Source organism: Burkholderia crassaminum (genome assembly GCF_964265005.1).
GTDB lineage: Bacteria > Pseudomonadota > Gammaproteobacteria > Burkholderiales > Burkholderiaceae > Burkholderia.
Map to the genome: position 1 here is coordinate 2,324,476 of NZ_OZ183800.1, position 19,170 is coordinate 2,343,645.

At 65.8% G+C, this 19,170-nt stretch carries 16 protein-coding genes; 5 read left to right on the forward strand and 11 right to left on the reverse strand.

The window, feature by feature from the left end; translation table 11 throughout:
• Positions 1-20: 20 nt before the first annotated feature.
• From selB to fdnG, 6 genes are all read right to left on the reverse strand, one after another.
• Positions 21-1,946: a selenocysteine-specific translation elongation factor gene (gene selB, locus ACPTTF_RS27405; protein ID WP_423368996.1), complete on the reverse strand. Its 1,926-nt coding sequence runs from the start codon at positions 1,944-1,946 to the stop codon at positions 21-23.
• On the reverse strand, positions 1,943-3,382 hold the full coding sequence (gene selA / locus ACPTTF_RS27410) for an L-seryl-tRNA(Sec) selenium transferase (protein ID WP_166953601.1): 1,440 nt from the start codon (positions 3,380-3,382) through the stop codon (positions 1,943-1,945). The genes selB and selA overlap by 4 nt, the downstream gene beginning before the upstream one ends.
• Positions 3,383-3,457: 75 nt before the next feature.
• Positions 3,458-4,393, reverse strand: a complete 936-nt coding sequence (gene fdhE / locus ACPTTF_RS27415) for a formate dehydrogenase accessory protein FdhE (protein WP_423368997.1) — start codon at positions 4,391-4,393, stop codon at positions 3,458-3,460.
• Positions 4,394-4,502: 109 nt separating this feature from the next.
• Entirely contained in the window at positions 4,503-5,129 is a 627-nt protein-coding gene (locus tag ACPTTF_RS27420; protein WP_011355693.1) for a formate dehydrogenase subunit gamma, read from the reverse strand.
• Positions 5,126-6,040, reverse strand: coding sequence for a formate dehydrogenase subunit beta (gene fdxH, locus ACPTTF_RS27425; RefSeq protein ID WP_166953605.1), 915 nt, complete (start codon positions 6,038-6,040; stop codon positions 5,126-5,128). Before fdxH ends, ACPTTF_RS27420 begins: the two co-directional genes overlap by 4 nt.
• 10 nt (positions 6,041-6,050) lie before the next feature.
• A complete protein-coding gene (gene fdnG, locus ACPTTF_RS27430) occupies positions 6,051-9,122 on the reverse strand; it encodes a formate dehydrogenase-N subunit alpha (protein ID WP_423368998.1) in 3,072 nt (1,023 codons plus the stop codon).
• A 143-nt stretch (positions 9,123-9,265) separates the two neighbouring features.
• Between fdnG and ACPTTF_RS27435 the strand changes: the two genes are divergently transcribed.
• From ACPTTF_RS27435 to ACPTTF_RS27445, 3 genes are all read left to right on the forward strand, one after another.
• Positions 9,266-10,198: a YihY/virulence factor BrkB family protein gene (locus ACPTTF_RS27435; RefSeq protein ID WP_423368999.1), complete on the forward strand. Its 933-nt coding sequence runs from the start codon at positions 9,266-9,268 to the stop codon at positions 10,196-10,198.
• Positions 10,199-10,601: 403 nt separating this feature from the next.
• Positions 10,602-11,765: a porin gene (locus ACPTTF_RS27440; RefSeq protein ID WP_166953611.1), complete on the forward strand. Its 1,164-nt coding sequence runs from the start codon at positions 10,602-10,604 to the stop codon at positions 11,763-11,765.
• Positions 11,766-12,156: 391 nt separating this feature from the next.
• The gene (locus ACPTTF_RS27445; protein WP_423369000.1) at positions 12,157-12,630 is read left to right on the forward strand and encodes a VOC family protein; all 474 of its coding nucleotides are present in this window, start codon (positions 12,157-12,159) and stop codon (positions 12,628-12,630) included.
• A 177-nt stretch (positions 12,631-12,807) separates the two neighbouring features.
• On the opposite strand, the gene ACPTTF_RS27450 is transcribed toward ACPTTF_RS27445, so the two are convergent.
• Genes ACPTTF_RS27450 through ACPTTF_RS27460 form a run of 3 tightly spaced genes read right to left on the reverse strand, consistent with a single transcriptional unit; the run spans position 12,808 to position 14,444 of the window.
• Positions 12,808-13,599, reverse strand: coding sequence for an AadA family aminoglycoside 3''-O-nucleotidyltransferase (locus tag ACPTTF_RS27450; protein WP_423369001.1), 792 nt, complete (start codon positions 13,597-13,599; stop codon positions 12,808-12,810).
• Positions 13,596-13,970 carry a hypothetical protein gene (locus tag ACPTTF_RS27455; RefSeq protein ID WP_423369002.1) on the reverse strand — a complete coding sequence of 125 codons (375 nt, stop codon included), beginning with the start codon at positions 13,968-13,970 and terminating at the stop codon, positions 13,596-13,598. The genes ACPTTF_RS27450 and ACPTTF_RS27455 overlap by 4 nt, the downstream gene beginning before the upstream one ends.
• A gap of 24 nt (positions 13,971-13,994) precedes the next feature.
• Positions 13,995-14,444, reverse strand: a complete 450-nt coding sequence (locus ACPTTF_RS27460) for an HU family DNA-binding protein (protein ID WP_122949246.1) — start codon at positions 14,442-14,444, stop codon at positions 13,995-13,997.
• 257 nt (positions 14,445-14,701) lie between these two features.
• Between ACPTTF_RS27460 and ACPTTF_RS27465 the strand changes: the two genes are divergently transcribed.
• Positions 14,702-15,820, forward strand: a complete 1,119-nt coding sequence (locus tag ACPTTF_RS27465) for an acyltransferase family protein (RefSeq protein ID WP_423369003.1) — start codon at positions 14,702-14,704, stop codon at positions 15,818-15,820.
• Between the two features lie 394 nt (positions 15,821-16,214).
• Here the strand turns inward: ACPTTF_RS27465 and galU are convergent, their stop codons facing one another.
• Complete coding sequence (gene galU / locus ACPTTF_RS27470) at positions 16,215-17,102, reverse strand: UTP--glucose-1-phosphate uridylyltransferase GalU (protein WP_166953621.1); 888 nt, start codon at positions 17,100-17,102, stop codon at positions 16,215-16,217.
• Positions 17,103-17,332: 230 nt separating this feature from the next.
• Positions 17,333-17,476: a hypothetical protein gene (locus tag ACPTTF_RS27475; RefSeq protein WP_006479318.1), complete on the reverse strand. Its 144-nt coding sequence runs from the start codon at positions 17,474-17,476 to the stop codon at positions 17,333-17,335.
• 217 nt (positions 17,477-17,693) lie between these two features.
• Between ACPTTF_RS27475 and ACPTTF_RS27480 the strand changes: the two genes are divergently transcribed.
• The gene (locus ACPTTF_RS27480) at positions 17,694-18,869 is read left to right on the forward strand and encodes an acyltransferase family protein (protein WP_423369004.1); all 1,176 of its coding nucleotides are present in this window, start codon (positions 17,694-17,696) and stop codon (positions 18,867-18,869) included.
• Positions 18,870-19,170: the final 301 nt, after the last annotated feature.

A 19,170-nucleotide genomic window follows, 5' to 3' on the forward strand; every position in this document is an offset into this window, starting at 1 on the left:
ACCAAAAGAACAACGAGCGCCTACGCCTGAATACCCACCCAACCGCTGTCAGGCCGCAGGAAGTGACGTTCGCGGTGGAAGCGAGTATACCCAACCCGATCGAAGAACTCGAGAATCTGGATCGCACGCTTGCGGCCGAGCCCCGTCGCGTCGCGGAACGTCGCGGCATCGAGCCCGCCGTCGCGCGACGGCGCGAGATGCGCCACCAGTTCCGCGAGCTCGCGCACCACGTCCGCGTGATAGAACAGGTCGCGCACGACCTGGTGCACGTCACCGCGCCGCGCCAGCTTGCGCAGCAAGGTCCGTACCGCTTCCTCGGCCGCCCCCGTGTCGCGGGCCAGGTCGCGCACCCACGGCGGATCGAAGCGCCCCGCATGAATCAGCGGCAGCAGTTGCTGCGCCAGCGCTTCCTCGCGCGAATCGAAGCTCACGGCATGAGACGGCAGATGCAGCCACGGCCCGCTTCGCGCCACGTCGCCGCCGGCCACCAGCGCATCGACGAGCGCGCGCCACAGCGCATCGCCGACGAGCGGCGCGGCCATCCGCCGCAGGCGCGCGGCGTCGAGCCCCTGCTCGTCGGGCATGCGCTCGTGATACGCGCGCAGCGTGTCGATCGCCCGCGTCTGCAGCGCACGCCAGTGCGCATGCGCAATCACCGCGCCGTCATTCGACGCGGCATCGCGCTGCCCAATCGCCAGCGCGTCATCCGGCAATGCCAGCGCGTTCGGCGCGAAACCCGTCAGATGCGTGAGCATCGCGCGCGGGATGCCGAGCGGCGCCTGCGCGAGCAGCGCATCGAGATGCCCATCGTCGAGCCATTCGGCCAGCGCGTCGAGCCACGCACGGCGCTCGGGCGTACGACGCTTGCGCGCCGGCCCGAACGGGTCGAGCACGCGGCCGCCGCCGACGGTGCGCGTCGCCTGCGGATTGCGGACGATGAACCGGTCGCCCGGCAGCGCGAACACCGGCTCGTCGAATACCAGTTGCACGCGCATCCGCTGGCCGGCCGCCAGCGTATCGCCGTCGAGCAGCGCGACATGCGCGACGCGATGCAGCGTGCCGAGATGCACGTGCAGCGGTGCCCAGTGCGTCAGCGTCAGCCCCGCCTCCGCGAGCAGCGTCAGATCGACGTCGAGACGTGGCGACGTCGCGACGAGCCGCGCATCGGCCACGGTATCGCCGCGCTCGACATCGGCCTTGTCGACCCCGGCCAGATTCAGTGCGCAACGCTCGCCCGCGCGGCCGGCCTCGACCGGCCGGTTCTGCGCATGGATGCTGCGCACGCGCGCCGCGCCGCCCGTGCGCACGATCGCGAGCGTGTCGCCGTTCGCGACGCGCCCCGCGAACGCGGTGCCCGTCACGACGGTGCCCTGCCCCGCGAGTGTAAACACGCGATCGACCGCGAGCCGGAACAGCCCGTCGTCGCGGCGGCCGCGCCACGCGATCGCGGCGTCGGCCAGGTAACGCTTCAACGCGGCAACGCCCGGATCGTCCACGGCCGTTGCCCGCGTTTCGAAGATCGGCACACCGGCCAGCGTCGAATCGGTCAGCCACGCGGCGATCTCGTCGCGCACCTCGGCCACGCGCGCGGCGTCGACGCGATCGCACTTCGTCAGCGCGACAGCACCATGTGTGACGCCAAGCAGTTGCAGGATCGCGAGATGCTCGCGCGTCTGCGGCATCACGCCGTCGTCGGCGGCAATCACGAGCAGCGCGAAGTCGATCCCGCACGCGCCGGCCGCCATCGTATGAATCAGTTTCTCGTGGCCCGGCACGTCGATCAGGCCGAGCACGTCGCCGTTGTCGAGCGGCGTATATGCGTAACCGAGTTCGATCGAGATGCCGCGCGCTTTCTCTTCCTTCAGGCGGTCGGTATCGACGCCCGTCAGCGCGCGCGCCAGCGTCGTCTTGCCGTGATCGATGTGTCCGGCGGTACCGACGATCATGCAGCAGGCCCCGCGAGCGGCACGCATTGCGCGACGAACGTCGCCTCGTCGGCAGCTTCGAGGCAGCGCAGGTCGAGCCGCAGTGCATTGTCGGCCACGCGGCCGATCACCGGACGCGGCCATTCGCGCAGCCGCTTCTCGAGCTGCGCAAGCGCGCGGCCGCCGCGCTTGCCGTCCGCCGTGCGCACCACGAGCCCGGCGCTCGGTAGCTGGTCGACCGGCAGCGCGCCGCTGCCGATCTGGCTGAACATCGGTTCGACCGTCACGTCGAAACCGCTGCCGAGCGCGGCCTGCAGTGCCGGACGCACGCGTTCGGCGGCCTCGGCGATCTCGCCGTGCGGGCGCGTCAGCAGGCGCAGTGTCGTGAGCCGGTCGCGCAGGAATTCGGGGGACTGGTAGAGGCGCAGCACGGGTTCGAGCGCCGCGAGCGTCAGCTTGCCGACGCGCAGCGCGCGCTTGAGCGGATGTTTCTTGATCTTCGCGATCAGCGCGCGATCGCCGACGATCAGGCCGGCCTGCGGCCCGCCAAGCAGCTTGTCGCCGCTGAACGTGACAACGTTTGCGCCGGCGGCAACGGTTTCCTGCACGGTCGTCTCGTGCGGCAGGCCCCATTGCGACAGGTCGGCGAGCGTGCCGCTGCCGAGATCGACGGCGACCGGCAGCCCGTGCTCGCGCGCGAGCGGCGCGAGTTCGGCGAGCGTCGCCTCCTTCGTGAAGCCGCTGATCGCATAATTGCTGCAGTGCACCTTCATCAGCAGCGCGGTGCGCGGGCCGATTGCGTCCGCGTAGTCGCGCAAATGGGTGCGGTTGGTCGTGCCGACTTCGCGCAGCTTTGCGCCCGCGCGGCTCATGATGTCGGGGATGCGGAATGCGCCGCCGATCTCGACCAGCTCGCCGCGCGACACGACGACTTCCTTTTTCGTCGCAAGCGCCGACAGCGCCAGCAGCACGGCCGCCGCGTTGTTGTTGACGACGGTCGCGGCTTCCGCGCCCGTCAGTTCGCACAGCAGATCGTCGATCAGGTCGTCGCGATCGCCGCGACGGCCCGTGGCGAGGTCGAATTCGAGGTTGACGGGGCGCGTGAGCGCATCGACCACCGCGCGCACCGCGTCGTCGGGCAACAGCGCGCGCCCGAGGTTCGTGTGCAGCACGGTGCCGGTCAGGTTGAACACGGTGCGCACCGCGCCCGCGCTCTGCGCGGCCAGCGTACGCGCGACGGCTGCGGCGATGCCCGGTTCATCGAGCGGTTCGGCCCCCGCCGGATCGTGCTGCGCGGCGGTACGCCAGCGCTCCAGTTCGGCGCGCACGGCATTGAGCACGCGCGTGCGGCCATAGTCTGCGACGAGCGGTTGCAACGGCGCCGACGACAGCACGCGCTCGACGGACGGCACGCGCGCCAGCACCGCATTCAATTCATTTACACCCGGTTCGGTCACGTAGTTGTGGCTCCAGTCTCATGCTTCGCAGTCGGCCGGCGCCGGCGCTCACGCACCGCCCCCGGCCTCGTGCCGTCAGTCCGCTTCCCGCGCGACGTCCGGCCACAGCAGCGGGTTCGGCGAACTGCGCTGGTAGCCGGCCTCGTTCATCAGCAGGTCGAGCGTGAGGCTCGCGAGATCGTCCGCGAGCGGCTCGAACTCGTAGTCCTTCTCCTGATAGCCGATCTTGCGATAGGTCTTGCACTCGTCACACGATTCGGCCTTGACGGCTTCGCTGCCGCCTTCGATCCCGTGATAGGCGATGCCCTTCGTCGAATCGCAGTGCGAGCACTTCGTGCGCACCATGTGCCACTCGGTCGTGCACAGCCCGCACTGCAGGAAACGGTAGCCCTGGAACTGGCCGCCGACCCGCACGATGCTCGCGACCGGATGCGTGCCGCACACGGGGCACAGCCCCGGCTGGTCGAGATACGGGACGTCGGCCGGCGCCACGCAGCTTGCGAGATCCGTCCAGACGACCTGCAGCGCGGCCATCAGGAACGGCGCGGTGGCCGGGTCGACTTCGGCGAAGCGCAGCGCGAGGATCGCGTCGGCCTGCGCGTCGAGTTCAGCGGGCGCCATCAGCCGCAGCCGGTCGAGCAGCTTCGCGAGCTGCGGGTTGACGAGCCCGGCGCCTTCGACGCGATCGATCAGCTCGTACAGCACGGCACGCCATTGCGGGTTGCGCTCGCCGTCGAGCGCCGGCACGAGCGGCATCGAATGCTGCTGCGCAAGCGCGATCGCTTCCTTCGACGGCAGCGGCAGTTCGAGCGTTTGCAGTGTCGCGTGCTGCGCATCGGCGACGGTGGCCATCAGCCGCAGGTAGCCGCTGATCGGGTTCAGGTCGGCCAGCTTGCGCAGCCGCGCGGCGCGCGCCGAGAACGCAGTGGCGCGCTCCGGCAGGCGAAAGCGCGGGATGGCCGAATGATCGAGTGCCGAGATCTCGGTCGGTTCGAGGATGCGTTGTGTCACAGAAATGTCTTCCAAATAAACAAGCGCCGACGCATCGGCGCTTTCGGGCAGTTCCAGCGAAGGAACGGAACGCCCCGCCGCGATCGGCGAACCGCCCCGCTCCGGTGCGTTATTTCACGCTTTCACGGAACCACTTCGGGTGATGCTTGCGAGCCCAGCCCAGCGTGACGGTGCCGCGCACCATCGCGCCGATCGAGCCCTTCACCCACAACGCCGCGTAAATGTGCACGATGATGCTCGCGATCAGCACGAAGGCCGCCACGGCATGCACGACAGCGGCCGCGCGGATCACCCCGATCGGGAAGTAGAACGAGAAGTAGCGCCGCCAGATCACGACTCCCGACAGCAGGAGCAGCAGCAGGCACGCCACCAGCGTAAAGAATAGCAGCTTCTGCCCGGCGTTATAGCGCCCGACAGGCGGCAGCTTGTCTTCCTGGTTGGTCAGTACGTCGCCGATCTGCTTCAGCCACTGGCGATCGTCCGCGTCGAGCGCGTTGTGATGCCAGAAGCGCACCACGAGGATCGCGAACGACACGAACATCACGAGGCCGACGAACGGATGCAGGATCCGCGTCCACTGGCCGCCGCCAAACAGCGCGGTCAGCCAGAACATCGACGGGTGGAACAGCGCGAGCCCGGACAGCGCGAGCAGCACGAACGTGATCGCGGTGATCCAGTGGTTCGTGCGCTCGTTCGCCGAGTAGCGGACGATCAGGTTGGGGTCGTCGTGGTTCATTTCGCGTCCTCCTTGATGCGTCGCGCCTCGTCGCGCGCGGCCGATTCCTCTTCGTCGCTCACCTCGTTCGGGCCAACCCGGACATAGTGGAAGAACCCGGCGAGCGCAGTCAGCGCGATGCCGGCGACCGCGAGCGGTTTCGCGATGCCCTTCCACAGCTTCACCATCGGGCTGATCGACGGATTGTCGGGCAGCCCGTGGTACAGCGAGGGTTTGTCGGCGTGGTGCAGCACGTACATCACGTGCGTGCCGCCGACACCCTGCGGGTCGTACAGCCCCGCATGCTCGAAGCCGCGCTCCTTCAGGTCCTCGATCCGCTCGGCCGCGTGCTGCTTCATGTCCTCCTTGGTGCCGAACACGATCGCGCCCGTCGGGCAGGTCTTCACGCAGGCCGGTTCCTGGCCGACCGCGACGCGGTCGGAACAGAGCGTGCACTTGTATGCGCGATGATCCTTCTTCGAGATCCGCGGAACGTTGAACGGGCAGCCGGTCACGCAATAGCCGCAACCGATGCAGTTCTCCTCGTGGAAATCGACGATCCCGTTGTTGTACTGCACGATCGCGCCCGGCGACGGGCACGCCTTCAGGCAGCCCGGATCCTCGCAATGCATGCAGCCGTCCTTGCGGATCAGCCACTCGAGGTCGCCTTCCGGGTTCTCGTATTCGGAGAACCGCATGACCGTCCACGAATGCTCGGTCAGGTCGGCCGGGTTGTCGTACACGCCGACGTTGGTGCCGACCTCGTCACGCAGGTCGTTCCACTCCATGCATGCCGTCTGGCATGCCTTGCAGCCGATGCACTTCGATACGTCGATCAGCTTCGCGACGCTCCCGGTCACCGGTTCGCGCACCGTGGGCGGTGGCGTCGTGGTGGCCGAGACGCGCTTGATATCCAGCGATTGCAATGCCATCTCTTTCCCCTTACGCCTTTTCGACCTTCACCAGGAACGACTTGAATTCCGGTGTATAGGAGTTGCCGTCGCCCACGGACGGAGTCAGGGTATTGGCGAGATAGCCGGGCTTCGTCAGTCCCTTGAAGCCCCAGTGCAACGGGACGCCGACCGTCTGGACCTTCTTGCCGTCGACCATCAGCGGCTTGATCCGCTTCGTGACGAGGGCAACCGCGATGATGTAGCCGCGCTTGGACGACACCTTCACACGCTCGCCATGCGCAACGCCGACTTCCTTCGCGAGGTCTTCGCCGATCTCGACGAATTGCTCGGGCTGGATGATCGAGTTCAGCCGCGCATGCTTGGTCCAGTAGTGGAAATGCTCGGTCAGCCGGTACGTAGTCGCGGCGTGCGGGAACTCCGGCGCCTGACCGAACGACGCGCGGTCGTCCGGGAACACGCGGGCGGCCGGGTTGTTCAGCGCCAGCGGGTTGTTCGGGTGCAGCGGGTTCGTGCCGATCGGCGTTTCGAACGGTTCGTAGTGCTCGGGGAACGGGCCTTCGTTCATCCCCGCACGTGCGAAGAAGCGCGCGACACCTTCCGGATTCATGATGAACGGCCCCATCCCGTTCTCGGGCGGTTCGTCCGCCTTGAAGTCGGGGATGTCGGGGCCCTTCCACGCGCTGCCGTTCCAGCCGATCAGCTTGCGGGTCGGGTCGAACGGCTTGCCGGCGACGTCGCACGATGCGCGGTTGTACAGGATCCGCCGGTTCGCCGGCCAGGCCCACGCCCAGTTCAGCGTCTGGCCGATGCCGGTCGGATCCGAGTTGTCGCGCCGCCCCATCTGGTTGCCGGCCTGGGTCCATGCGCCGCAGAAGATCCAGCAGCCGCTCGACGTCGTGCCGTCGTCCTTCAGTTGCGCGAACGCGGCCAGCTGCTCGCCCTTCTTCACGAGCGTCTTGGCCGGATCCTTCGGATCGGGCAGGTCGGCGAGCGCCTTTCCGTTGAACTCCATCGCGAGCTCTTCGGGCGTCGGGCTTTCCGGGTTCGCGTACGGCCAGGTCAGGTTGACGATCGGGTCCGGATACTTGCCGCCGTCCGTCTGGTACATCTTGCGCATGCGCAGGAACAACCCCGACATGATCTCGAGGTCGCTACGCGCCTCGCCCGGCGGCTCCGCGCCCTTCCAGTGCCATTGCAGCACGCGGCTCGAACTCACGAGCGAACCGTTTTCCTCCGCAAAGCACGTGGTCGGCAGACGGAACACCTCGGTCTGGATCTTCGACGCATCGACGTCGTTGTAGTCGCCGTGATGCTTCCAGAACTCGGACGTTTCGGTCGCGAGCGGATCCATGATCACCAGCCACTTCAGCTTCGCGAGGCCCGCCGCCGTCTTCACCTTCGACGGTGCCGCCGCGAGCGGGTTGAAGCCCTGGCAGATGTAGCCGTTCATCTTGCCGGCATTCATCAGCTCGAGCACCTGCAGCAGGTCGTACTGCTTGTCCAGCTTCGGCAGGTAGTCGTAGCCCCAGTTGTTCTCGGCGGTCGCCGCATCGCCCCACCACGACTTCATGAAGCTGACGTGGAAGGCCTTGTAGTTCTTCCAGTAGCTCAACTGGTTCGGCCGCAGCGGCTGCTGCACGCGCTTCGCGATGTAGCCGTCGAAATCCTGCTCGGACTGCATCGGCAGCGTCATGTAGCCCGGCAGCAGGTTCGACATCAGCCCGAGGTCGGTCAACCCCTGGATGTTCGAGTGGCCGCGCAGCGCGTTCATCCCGCCGCCGGCGATGCCGATGTTGCCGAGCAGCAGCTGCACCATCGCGCCGGTGCGGATCATCTGCGCGCCGATCGAGTGGTGCGTCCAGCCGAGCGCGTACAGGATTGTGCCGGCGCGGCCGGGAACGGCGGTGGTCGCGAGCATCTCGCACACCTTCAGGAACTTCTCCTTCGGCGTGCCGCAGGTCTGCTGGACCATGTCCGGCGTATAGCGCGCGTAGTGCTGCTTCAGCAGGTTGTACACGCAACGCGGATGCTGCAGCGTCGGGTCGACCTTCACGAAGCCGTCGTCGCCGCGCTCGTAGTCCCAGCTCGATTTGTCCGGGTACGCGTGCTTTTCCGCGTCATAACCGGAATAGATGCCGTCGTTGAACGCGAAATCCTCGCGCACGATGAACGAGAAGTCCGTGTAGTTCTTCACGTACTCATGCTGGATCTTGTCGTTCGTCAGCAGATAGTTGATGACGCCGCCCAGGAAGACGATGTCGGTGCCGGTGCGGATCGGCGCGTAGTAATCGGCCACCGAGGCCGTACGCGTAAAGCGCGGGTCGACGACGATCAGCCGCGCCTTGCGGTGCGCCTTCGCCTCCGTTACCCACTTGAAACCGCACGGATGGGCCTCGGCTGCATTGCCGCCCATCACGAGAATCACGTCCGCGTTCTTGATGTCGACCCAATGGTTCGTCATCGCTCCACGGCCAAACGTCGGGGCAAGACCTGCCACCGTCGGGCCATGTCAGACACGCGCCTGATTGTCGAATGCGAGCATCCCGAGACTGCGGACAGTCTTGTGCGTCAGGTAACCGACTTCGTTGCTGCCCGCCGACGCGGCCAGCATGCCGGTCGTCAGCCAGCGGTTGACCTTCGCACCGTCGTCCGCCGTCTCGACGAAGTTCGCGTCGCGGTCGGCCTTCATCAGCTTCGCGATGCGGTCGAGCGCGTCATTCCACGAGATCGGTTCCCACTTGTCCGAGCCGGGCGCGCGATACTCGGGGTGCGTCAGGCGGTTCGGGCTGTGGATGAAGTCGATCAGGCTCGCGCCCTTCGGGCACAGCGTGCCGCGATTGACCGGGTGGTCGGGATCGCCCTCGATGTGGATGATGCTCGGCTGCGCGTTCTTCGCGCCGTCTCCGAGGCTGTACATCAGGATGCCGCAACCCACTGAACAGTAAGGACAGGTGTTGCGCGTTTCGACGGTGCGCGCCAGCTTGTACTGTCGGACTTCGGCGAGCGCTTCGGATGGAGAAAAGCCCATCAGGGCTAGACTCGATCCGGCAAGCGACGTAGCCGTCACCTTCAGGAACTGGCGCCGGGACATTTGTAGCATGGCTGGTCTCGGCGTTATTGTGGGGGTGGGGAAACTGAAAGGAATTATAGACAGTCCGCGCAACTATGTTCGATTCTTCGGATCAATTCTGAATTGTCCGATTACCGATGGTGACCGCCGCACGGCATCTCGACCGCTATTTCATGAAACGACAGATCACCTCCGAAGCCACCCGCCTCGCCCAGCAGCAGGCCAACTGGGCCCTCACCGCGTTCAAGCGCTTCTCGTCCGACCGCTGCTCCGCGATGGCCGCGGGCATCGCGTTCTTCTCTGCGTTCTCGCTCGCGCCGATGCTCGTGATGGTGATCGCCGTGGCCGGCTGGTTCTACGGCGACGATGCCGCGCGCGGCCAGGTGTTCGAACAGGCGCACCAGCTGATCGGCAACGATGCGGCGGCCAGCATCCAGACGATCGTGCAGAACGCGCACCGCGCGGGCGAGCGCGGCGGCCTGGCAACCTTGATCTCGTTTGCCGCGCTCGCCATCGGCGCGTCGGCCACCTTCGCGTCGCTCAGCGCCGCGCTCAGCGTGATCTGGCCGGCCACCGAAAGCCGCTGGTCGAGCATGCTCGGGCTCGTGCGCGTGCGGCTGATTTCGTTCGGGCTCGTGCTCGGCGTCGCGTTCCTGCTGATCGTGTCGCTCGTGCTCGACACTGCGATCACGTTCGTCGGCACCTGGCTGCTGGGCAATTCGCCGTATGTGATCGTCACGAACCTCGTGCAGTTCTTCGTCGGCATCGCAGTGCTCGCGGCTGCGTTCGCGTCGCTGATGAAGTTCCTGCCCGATGCGCGCGTCGCGTGGCGCGACGCCGCGATCGGCGGCATCGTGTCCGCGATCCTGTTCTCCGGCGGCAAGAAACTGTTCGCGCTGTACCTCGCGCACGCGGGCACCGCCAGTGCATTCGGCGCGGCCGGATCGTTCGCGGTCCTGCTGATGTGGCTGTACTTCTCCGCGATCGTGCTGCTGCTCGGCGCGGAATTCGCGGCGGCCCGCGGCAACGCGCATCGTCTCGCCGGTACCGCACCGGCCGCGGCTGCTCAAGCCGATCGGCTCGCCGATCGCATGCGCAACGACTGATTCACGCTGCTCACAACGTCGCGGCTCGACCCCGCACACCCGTCCGCCCTCTTGCAACCACGCAGTCCGCCGCGCATTCGCGTGACGTTGATACGTTCGTTGCATGCCGCGCGTTCGTTGCCGCAACCGCAAACGTTTGCATGCTCCCGTTTCCGTCCGCCGACAGGCCGAAACGGGCTGCCTGCTGCAATGCGCATCAGCTATCGAAACAATCGCGCCGCAGCAACTGTCAACTATTTCAAAAACAGGAACGGTCGCAGATGTGCTTGATATATATGGGCTTTTTCACGCTGTTACCTTTTCGAGACACTTTATTTTTTAAGCTTTCTTGCGTCTATGGCACTGAGCTATTCTCCAATCCGCAACAAATAACGATGAATCACTTGCGTGGAGAAACTCAACGATGAAGAAACTTGCTCTCTCGACCCTCTCGCTCGCCCTGCTGGGCGCCGCTGGCGCTGCTCAGGCTCAGTCGAGCGTGACGCTGTACGGTGTGATCGACACGTCGATCACCTATGTTCACGGTAACGCAGGTCAAGGCAACAATTCGTGGTCGATGGGTAGCGGCAACCTGCAAGGCAGCCGTTTCGGCCTGAAGGGTTCCGAAGACCTCGGTGGCGGCCTGAAGGCGATCTTCCAGTTGGAAAACGGCTTCAACTCGGCATCGGGCGCACTGGGCCAGGGTGGCCGCATGTTCGGCCGCCAGGCATTCGTCGGCCTGCAAAGCGACCAGTACGGTACGGTTACGCTCGGCCGCCAGTATGACCCGCTCGTCGACATGGTCCAGGCAGTCACGGCAGACAACTATTTCGGCAGCGTGTTCGCCACGCCGGGTGACGTCGACAACAACGACAACAGCCTGCGCGTCAGCAACGCAGTGAAGTACACGTCGCCGGTCTGGGCTGGCCTGCAAGTCGAAGCGATGTACGCATTCGGCGGCGTTGCCGGCGCAACCGGCAGCGGCCAGACGTGGGCAGCGGCAGCAGCCTACAACAACGGCCCGCTCGGCCTGGCAGCTGGCTACTTCCACGCAAACAACTCGGCGCCGATCACCGCAGTCGGCACGCGCAGCGGCTGGGCCGGCTCGTCCGACGCAATCTTCGACGGCGATACGGGCACGACCTTCATCAACAACGCATTCACGACGTCGTCGTCGATCGGCATCGCGCAAGTGGCCGGCCAGTACGCATTCGGCCCGGTGACGGTCGGCGCGGGCTACAGCAACGCACAGTACAAGTCGGACGGTAGCTCGGCGTTCGGCACGAACCAGAAGTACAACACGGGTCGTGCATTCGTGACGTACCAGGCGTCGGCTCCGCTGTTGCTGGGTCTCGGCTACATCTACACGAAGGGTAACGGCGACAACAACGGGAAGTACCACCAAGTTTCGCTCGGCGCAGACTACTCGCTGTCGAAGCGCACGGACGTCTACCTGGTTGGCGCGTACCAGCACGCAAGCGGCAAGAATGCCGACGGCAGCGATGCGCAAGCGTCGATCGGCTCGTACGGTATTGCTGGCAAGAGCTCGCAAGAGCTGGTCGCACTCGGCCTGCGCCACAAGTTCTAAAAACGACGTACCCGGCGTGCATGGCGTCTCCGACGCCTTGCCGCCGAACTGGAAAGCCAGTCATCGGTTTCGGCCGTGGCTGGCTTTTTTTTCGTCCGTCGCTGGCAGGCCGGCACGGGCTGCACCAGCCGCCGGCCGATGCCCGAAGCACCCGATGCGCGTCACCCGTCCGGCAGCGGCGCCTGAGGGCTGCAATGCGCCGGAAACGCGGGTTCCCGATGCCAGGCTCTCTCGCTGTGTGTGCGCCGGACGACTACCATCCGCACTGTCGATGCCACGGTTCCGGAGCGACGGGCGTTCGCCCCGGCGTGTCGATTTCGACGGCCTTCATCCGTCGTATCGAGGTCGGCACGCGATTTGCGCCCCGGCCCATACAGACAGGAGATTCGCCATGACGATTCAGAAGATCACGCCGTTCCTCTGGTACGCGGCGGAAGCCGAAGAAGCCGCAACCTTCTATGCAGGCATCTTTCCGGATTCGCGCGTCGTGCGCGTCACGGCGGTGCCCGGCACCAACGGCACGCGGATGGTCGAGTTCGAGCTGTTCGGGCAGCCGTTCTTCGCGATGAGCCACCCGCGCACCGACACGTTCAACCACGCGATCTCGCTGCTGGTCAGCTGCGCCGACCAGGCGGAACTCGACCGCTACTGGAACGCGCTGCTCGACAACGGCGGTTCGGCCGACGCCTGCGGCTGGCTGAGAGACCGCTACGGCGTGTCGTGGCAGATCGTTCCGGAAGCGCTGATCCCGATGGTGTCCGACCGCGACACCGTCAAGGCCGCGCGCGTGGCCGCCGCGATGATGCAGATGACCAAGCTCGACGATGCCGTGCTGAAGGCCGCCTTTGCGGGTACGGCGGGCTGACGAAACGCGGCGCGTCACGCCACGCCTGCGCGATCGCGCGCCGGTGTGCCGACAGGCGTCCCGCTCGGCGGCATGCGTATGCGGCTACCGCGAACTTGCGCGCGGCCATCGAGATGCGAGCTCGCAGACAGGTTACGTTCGCCGCATCCGCCGCCACGTCGCTACCTCGCTACCTCGCTACCTCGCCAGCATCGATTCGACGATCCGCCGCGTATAGCCGATATACGCGGCGACGGGTTCGCCCGACAGGATCGCCGCACCTTCCGCGCCGCCGAGATAGGCGGTGCGCGCCGCCGCTACGACGGGCCGGTACGTCTCCGGCAGACGCTCCAGCACCCATGTCGCGGCGACCTCCTTGGGCGCGATCCTGCCGGTCGCGGCGCTGTACCAGATGCGCGCAAGCGCGAGCACCACGTTGCACGCGTCGCCGCGCCAATCCGGTTCGGCATTCCACTGCGCGGCGGTCGCCAGCAGCGCGGCGACGAAATCCCGCGCGGGCACCGGCTCGAACAGCGCAGCCGCCGGCGCGCCGGCCAGCACGACACTGTGCTGTCGCACCTTCGTCAACAGGATCGCCAGATCGTGATCGACGAGCGCGGGCTCGACGATGCCGGCTTCGAGGTCGCGACGCAGCCACTCGCCGAACTGCAGTTCGCGCCGCGCCGGATGACGCCATGGCACGATTTCGTCGTGCGCGACGACGGTCACTTCCAGTGCGCGCATGCCGCCTGAGCGGCCGGGCGGCGCCGACACCGCGAGCAGGTCGAGCATCAGCGCACGCCGCGCCGGCTCGTCGGGCCGGGCCGACACTGTCGCCAGCAGGTCGATGTCGCTGCGCGGTTTCAGCCCGCCGTCGAGCGCCGAGCCGAACAGGTGGATCGCCTTCAGCGTCGCGCCGGCATGCCGCTCGATCGCATCGCACGCGGCGGCAACCTGGGCGGTGATTTCGTCGGGAATGTGTTCAGTCACGATGCGTGTGTCTCGCGATGCGCACGCAGCGGGCGCAGCGGGCGCAGCGCGCGCAGCGGGCGCAGCGGGCGCAGCGCGCGCGACGGGCCGCGGCGGATCGACCGCGCGCACGGGTGACGATTGCCGTTCGTCGTCGTGCGGGCTCGACACGTCATCCAGCGTGCGTCACGCGTCGAGGCGGACCTTCCGCCAATTCGCTTCTTCGCTTCTTCGCTTCTTCGCTTCTTCGCTTCTTCGCTTCTTCGCTTCTTCGCTTCTTCGCTTCTTCGCTTCTTCGCTTCTTCGCTGCCGCGCGATTTGCGCAGCGCAATAAAAATCCCCGCACGCTTTCGCGTACGGGGATCGTCGGACTTCGCAACGGCTGCCGACATGCAATCGGCAACCGCTGCGCGGCATTACGCTGCCGCGTCCTTCAGCTTCTTCAGCGCACGTGCCTTCACGCGCACGCTGGCCGGCTTCGCCGGGAACCAACGCTCTTCGCCCGTGAACGGATCCTTGCCGAAGCGCTTCTTCTTCGCCGGAACGACTTGTGCCGTGATCTTCAGCAGACCCGGCAGCGTGAACTCGCCCGCGCCCTTCTTGTGGACCGAGCCGAGCACGACGTTCTCGAGTGCGACGAGCACTGCCTTGACCGCCTTCACTTCGACAGCTGCGCGCTCAGCGATGTGCGTTGCGAGCGATGCCTTCGTGAACTTGTCCTTCAGCGGCGTCGGAGCGGCCGGTGCCGCCTTCGCGACAACCTTCTTGGCCACTACTTTCTTCGCGGGCGCAGCCTTTTTTGCAGCCACTTTCTTGGTGACCGGTGCGGCAGCCTTCTTGGCCACCTTTTTTGCGGAAGTCGCCATGTTTCTCCTACCAGGTGTGGTCGTTGGATACACGAAGCGTGCAACGCGCGCGCTTCAACGCCGGATTCTACAAGCGCCGTGACGCTTCGTGCAGTACTTTTATGCGTTTTCGCGGGGTTTCCCGCAGGTTTTTTTGCATGCGACCGATTTCATCGACGCTCCAGCATCAAAAAACGCCTTCACGTAGGCACCCGAACGCGAATTACGTTCGATATTTGCGCACCTATACTGGGCTCGCTCTATGCCCGGATGCCTCCATGCGCGAAGCCAGATACGTCAAAGGACTCGACGGCCTGCGAGCCCTAGCCGTCATCCTCGTTTTCCTGTCCCACAAGGGCCATGTCCTTGCCGTCGACGTCGGCAAGCTTGGCGTGTGGACGTTTTTCCTCATCAGCGGATTCCTGATCGTCGGCGAGTTGCATCGCAACCGCCAGGCGGTCGAGTGCGGCACCATGACACGCCGCCATGCGCTCGCGCTGTTCCTCGCGAAGCGCGCGCTGCGGATCTTTCCCGTGTATTACCTGCTGCTCGCCGCGCTCGCGATCGCGCACGCGCTGTTCTACCAGCGCGGCGTCAATCTCGGGCTCGCGTGGCACGCGGTGTTCCTGTCGAATTACTGGATCGGCGTCGTGAAGGACGGCTGGCCCGGCTCCACGTCGCACTTCTGGAGCCTCGCGGTTGAACAGCAGTTCTATCTGATCGCGCCGCTCGCACTGCTCGCAGTGCCCGCCGCGCGACACGTCGCGCTCGGCGTCGCGGCCGTCGTGCTGTGTGCGCTCGCGCATCTCGCGCTCTACCTGTGCGACGCATCGCCGGTGCTGATCTACGCGTTTTCTCCGTGGAATTTCGCGTTGATCGCGCTCGGCGGCGTCGGCGCGATGGCGCTCGCCGGGCGCGGCACAGCCGCCGTGCGCCTCGTTCCGCCCGGTTGGCTCGGCGCGGCAGGTGTCGTGTTCTTCCTCGTGCTGCCCGCATGCACGGCATTGCCGGACGCGATCGCGGGGCTCGCGGATCTCGGCCTGTCCGCATCGCTCGGCGCGCTGCTGCTGTGGATCGTCAGCGAACCCGAGCATCCGGTCGTGGCACTGCTCGACTGGGCGCCGCTCGTCTATCTCGGCACGATCAGCTACGGCTTCTACCTGTTCCACAACCTGATTCCGACGCGCTTCGGCGTGCTGCCCGCACACTTCGCGCACGTGGCCATACCGGAAATCGTCCGCGAAACGCTACCCGAGATGCTGCAGTTCGCGCTCGCCGTGCTGCTCGCGCACTTGTCGTGGCGCTATCTCGAAAAACGGCTGCTCGACTTCAAGAAACCGGTCGCCGCGATGCTGGCCCGGCGTTTCGTCGCACGGCCGAGCACGTCGGCACGTTGAACACCACACGGATGCGGATACGATCGAACCTGGAAACCGCGATTCAAGCCACACCGGGACGCTGACACTCGACCCGCGTGGTGTCGCGTCATCGACCGGCGCCGGCAGCACCGGTGCGGTCACGAGCGTCGATGTGCATTGCGCAACCGAACCGCTGCGGCGGCCGCCCGGTCGGCCGCTTCGGCACCGGTTTCAGGCGTGACGTCCATTCTTGCCAGCGCGCCCCGCTCCACCCGCGGCACCGCTCGCGAAGCAAACCCGCCACGGCACAGACGCCGACGACGCGCACCACGATCACGCATCCGCGCACCCGCAAACGCAAAAAAGCCCCGGCGCGCGAGCGGCCGGGGCCAACGGAACAACCACCACCTGAAACAACGGAGCGCGCAGTTGCTTATGCGACAGCAGCCAGCGCGGGCAAACAGGTACGCAGGTAGGCCTCGAATTCGCGGCTCACTTCCGGATGCTGGAGTGCGAGCTCGACGGTGGCCTTGAGATAGCCGATCTTGCTGCCGCAGTCGAAGCGCGTGCCGAAGTAGCGATACGCGAGCACCTGCTCGTTCGCGAGCAGCGACTGGACCGCATCGGTCAGCTGCAGCTCGCCGCCAGCGCCCGGCTTGAGCTTGCGCAGGTGATCGAAGATCGTCGGCATGAACACGTAGCGGCCGACCACGCCGAGATTCGACGGCGCATCCTCGGGCGCGGGCTTCTCGATGATGCCCGACAGCTTGATGATGTCCTCTTCCCATTCGCGGCCTTCGACGACCCCGTACGAACGGCTGTCGTCGCGCGCGATCGTCTCGACCCCGATCACCGAGCTGTGATAGTGGTCAAACACGTCGACGAGCTGCTTCAGCACCGGCTGTTCGCCGTGCAGCAAGTCGTCGGCGAGGATCACCGCGAACGGCTCGCCGTGCACCAGCTTCTCCGCGCACAGCACCGCGTGGCCAAGGCCGAGCGCTTCCGGCTGGCGCACGTAGAAGCAGTTGACGTGGCTCGGCTTGATGCCGCGCACGAGCTCGAGCAGCTTTTCCTTGCCGCGCGCCTCGAGTTCGGCCTCGATCTCGTACGACTTGTCGAAGTGATCCTCGATCGCCCGCTTGCTGCGCCCGGTGACGAAGATCATCTCGGTAATACCGGCGTTGATCGCTTCCTCGACCGCGTACTGGATCAGCGGCTTGTCGACGACGGGCAACATTTCCTTCGGGCTCGCCTTCGTTGCCGGGAGGAACCGCGTGCCGAGACCGGCAACGGGGAACACGGCCCTGGTGACTTTCAACATGTTCGCATCCTGATTGCGTTGACTGCGCCGCGTCGACCAGCGACCCGACGCGATTGTGTTCCGAACGGCATATCGAGAATCGACGGTACTGCCAATTCGACTCCGTTCATTATCGATATGGACTGATTGCCCAATGATTCCGGAAAAAATATAATCCTTTCAACCCGGTCGATATTGCCGGACCGAGTGCCGAAGCAGAAACAAATTACCGATTTTCCAGATACAAATTCTTACGATTCGAATTCCTCGATATAGGGCACGCCGCCCCGTTCGAGACCCGGGCGAATCGGTTCGTTCTTCAGCGCCTCGCGGTACGCCGACAGCACGGCCATGACCAGCAGTACTGCAGCGCTCGCGATCCAATGCATGTCCATCTTGCCGCTCCTTGCATCAATCAACTGGAGCTTCAAACTATCAGAAAAAAATCGGTAAATAATTGACCCGCCTCGTGGAACCGCTTTCGAAACTCGATAAAACCATGATGTGGAATACCGATATTTCCCGGCGATATTTTTTTATTCATTGATCGAATTCTTGCGCATTACGATTGGATGAAACTTCCCGTCCATCCGTCGCAAGGAATCGAATCGCATGCAAGCTTTCAGCGGATCGTCTCTGGCCGCGCCGCCCGTTGCCGACCACAAGGAACACGTGATCGACGCGATGCGCGGCTTCGCGGCGCTGCTCGTCGCGTATTTCCACTGCCGCCAGGTCGTCTGGGTCGGCATGCAGAGCTTCCATCACGCTTACGGCCATGCGCTCAACCCGAGCGCGATCGCCGGCTACCTGACCTTCCCGTTCGCGTGGGGTTCTGCCGGCGTGCCGATCTTCTTCGTGATCAGCGGCTACTGCATCCACCGCAACGCGGCGCTCAAGCTCGCGGCCGATCCCGCGTACCGGCTCGACGCGCCGAACTTCTGGGTGCGCCGGTTCGCACGCATCTACCCGGTACTGCTCGCCGCGCTGCTGTTCACGCTCGCGCTCGACTCGGTCAGCCTGCAGATCGAGCCCGTCAGCCACAAGATCCGTGACGTCGGCCTCGTCGCGTTCCTCGTGAACCTGTTCTCGCTGCAGGGCGTCGCCGGCTACACGTACGGGTCGAACGGCGCGCTGTGGACGCTGTCGCTGGAAGTGCAGTTCTACGCGATCTACCCGCTGCTGTTCGCGGTACGCCGACGCATCGGCATGCCGGCGGTCGTGGCCGCGGTCGCGCTCGTCAACGTCGCATCGGCGTGGCTGCTCGAACGGCACGACCTGCAGTTCTTCACGTCGTACTGGCTGTCCTGGACGATCGGCGCGTGGATCGCCGACGTCCGTGCACAGCAGCCGCGCGGAGCGGCAGCCGTGCCGTCGCGCGCGTGGTACGGCGCGGCTGCCGTGCTGCTGGCTGCCGGCTGCGGCGCGTTCCATTTCGGCCAGTACGGCGCGTTCCAGCTCTGGTCGGCCGGCTTCGCGTGCTTCCTGTACCGCGCGCTCGCCCGACCGCCACGCGCGACGCCGCCGCTGCGCGTGCTGGGCTGGTTCGGCGACTTCAGCTATTCGCTGTACCTGATCCACCTGCCGCTGTTCGTCTGCCTCGGCTCGGTGCTGTTCCATTCCGAGCTGCAGTTGTCGATCTGGCCGTCATTCGCGTTCATGGCCGCCGCGATCCCGGTCGCGTACCTGTTCTACCGGATGTTCGAACGGCCCGCGATGACGTGGTCGGCCAGCTTCAAGCCGACCCGCCCCGCCCGCGTCGTCGCGCCTGCGCCCGAACAGGCCGCCTGATCCGGCTGGCCCGGTTTCCCGAGCCCCCGCGCGGCGCCCCGCCGAGCGGGGGCTTTTTCATGGCCTGAGCGCGCCGGCACGCCGGGTTGACGTGGAGGGGCTGGCCCCCGGCGTCGGGCCGCGCCACGACCCGCATGGGCCGTCCTCGACGGGCTTTCGCCACGCGGACTGCCTGGGCGTTGCCTTTTTCGCGTTGCCTTTTTCGCGTTGCCTTCTTGCGTTGCCTTCTTGCGTTGCCTTCTTGCGTTGCCTTCTTGCGTTGCCTTCTTGCGTTGCCTTCTTGCGTTGCCTTCTTGCGTTG

Coding starts and splice junctions, on each gene's coding strand:
- selB (WP_423368996.1), bottom strand. CDS start 1,946: ATGATCGTCGGTACCGCCGGACACATCGATCACGGCAAGACGACGCTG.
- ACPTTF_RS27420 (WP_011355693.1), bottom strand. CDS start 5,129: ATGAACCACGACGACCCCAACCTGATCGTCCGCTACTCGGCGAACGAG.
- fdxH (WP_166953605.1), bottom strand. CDS start 6,040: ATGGCATTGCAATCGCTGGATATCAAGCGCGTCTCGGCCACCACGACG.
- ACPTTF_RS27435 (WP_423368999.1), top strand. CDS start 9,266: ATGAAACGACAGATCACCTCCGAAGCCACCCGCCTCGCCCAGCAGCAG.
- ACPTTF_RS27440 (WP_166953611.1), top strand. CDS start 10,602: ATGAAGAAACTTGCTCTCTCGACCCTCTCGCTCGCCCTGCTGGGCGCC.
- ACPTTF_RS27445 (WP_423369000.1), top strand. CDS start 12,157: ATGACGATTCAGAAGATCACGCCGTTCCTCTGGTACGCGGCGGAAGCC.
- ACPTTF_RS27455 (WP_423369002.1), bottom strand. CDS start 13,970: ATGTCGGCAGCCGTTGCGAAGTCCGACGATCCCCGTACGCGAAAGCGT.
- ACPTTF_RS27460 (WP_122949246.1), bottom strand. CDS start 14,444: ATGGCGACTTCCGCAAAAAAGGTGGCCAAGAAGGCTGCCGCACCGGTC.
- ACPTTF_RS27465 (WP_423369003.1), top strand. CDS start 14,702: ATGCGCGAAGCCAGATACGTCAAAGGACTCGACGGCCTGCGAGCCCTA.
- galU (WP_166953621.1), bottom strand. CDS start 17,102: ATGTTGAAAGTCACCAGGGCCGTGTTCCCCGTTGCCGGTCTCGGCACG.
- ACPTTF_RS27475 (WP_006479318.1), bottom strand. CDS start 17,476: ATGGACATGCATTGGATCGCGAGCGCTGCAGTACTGCTGGTCATGGCC.
- ACPTTF_RS27480 (WP_423369004.1), top strand. CDS start 17,694: ATGCAAGCTTTCAGCGGATCGTCTCTGGCCGCGCCGCCCGTTGCCGAC.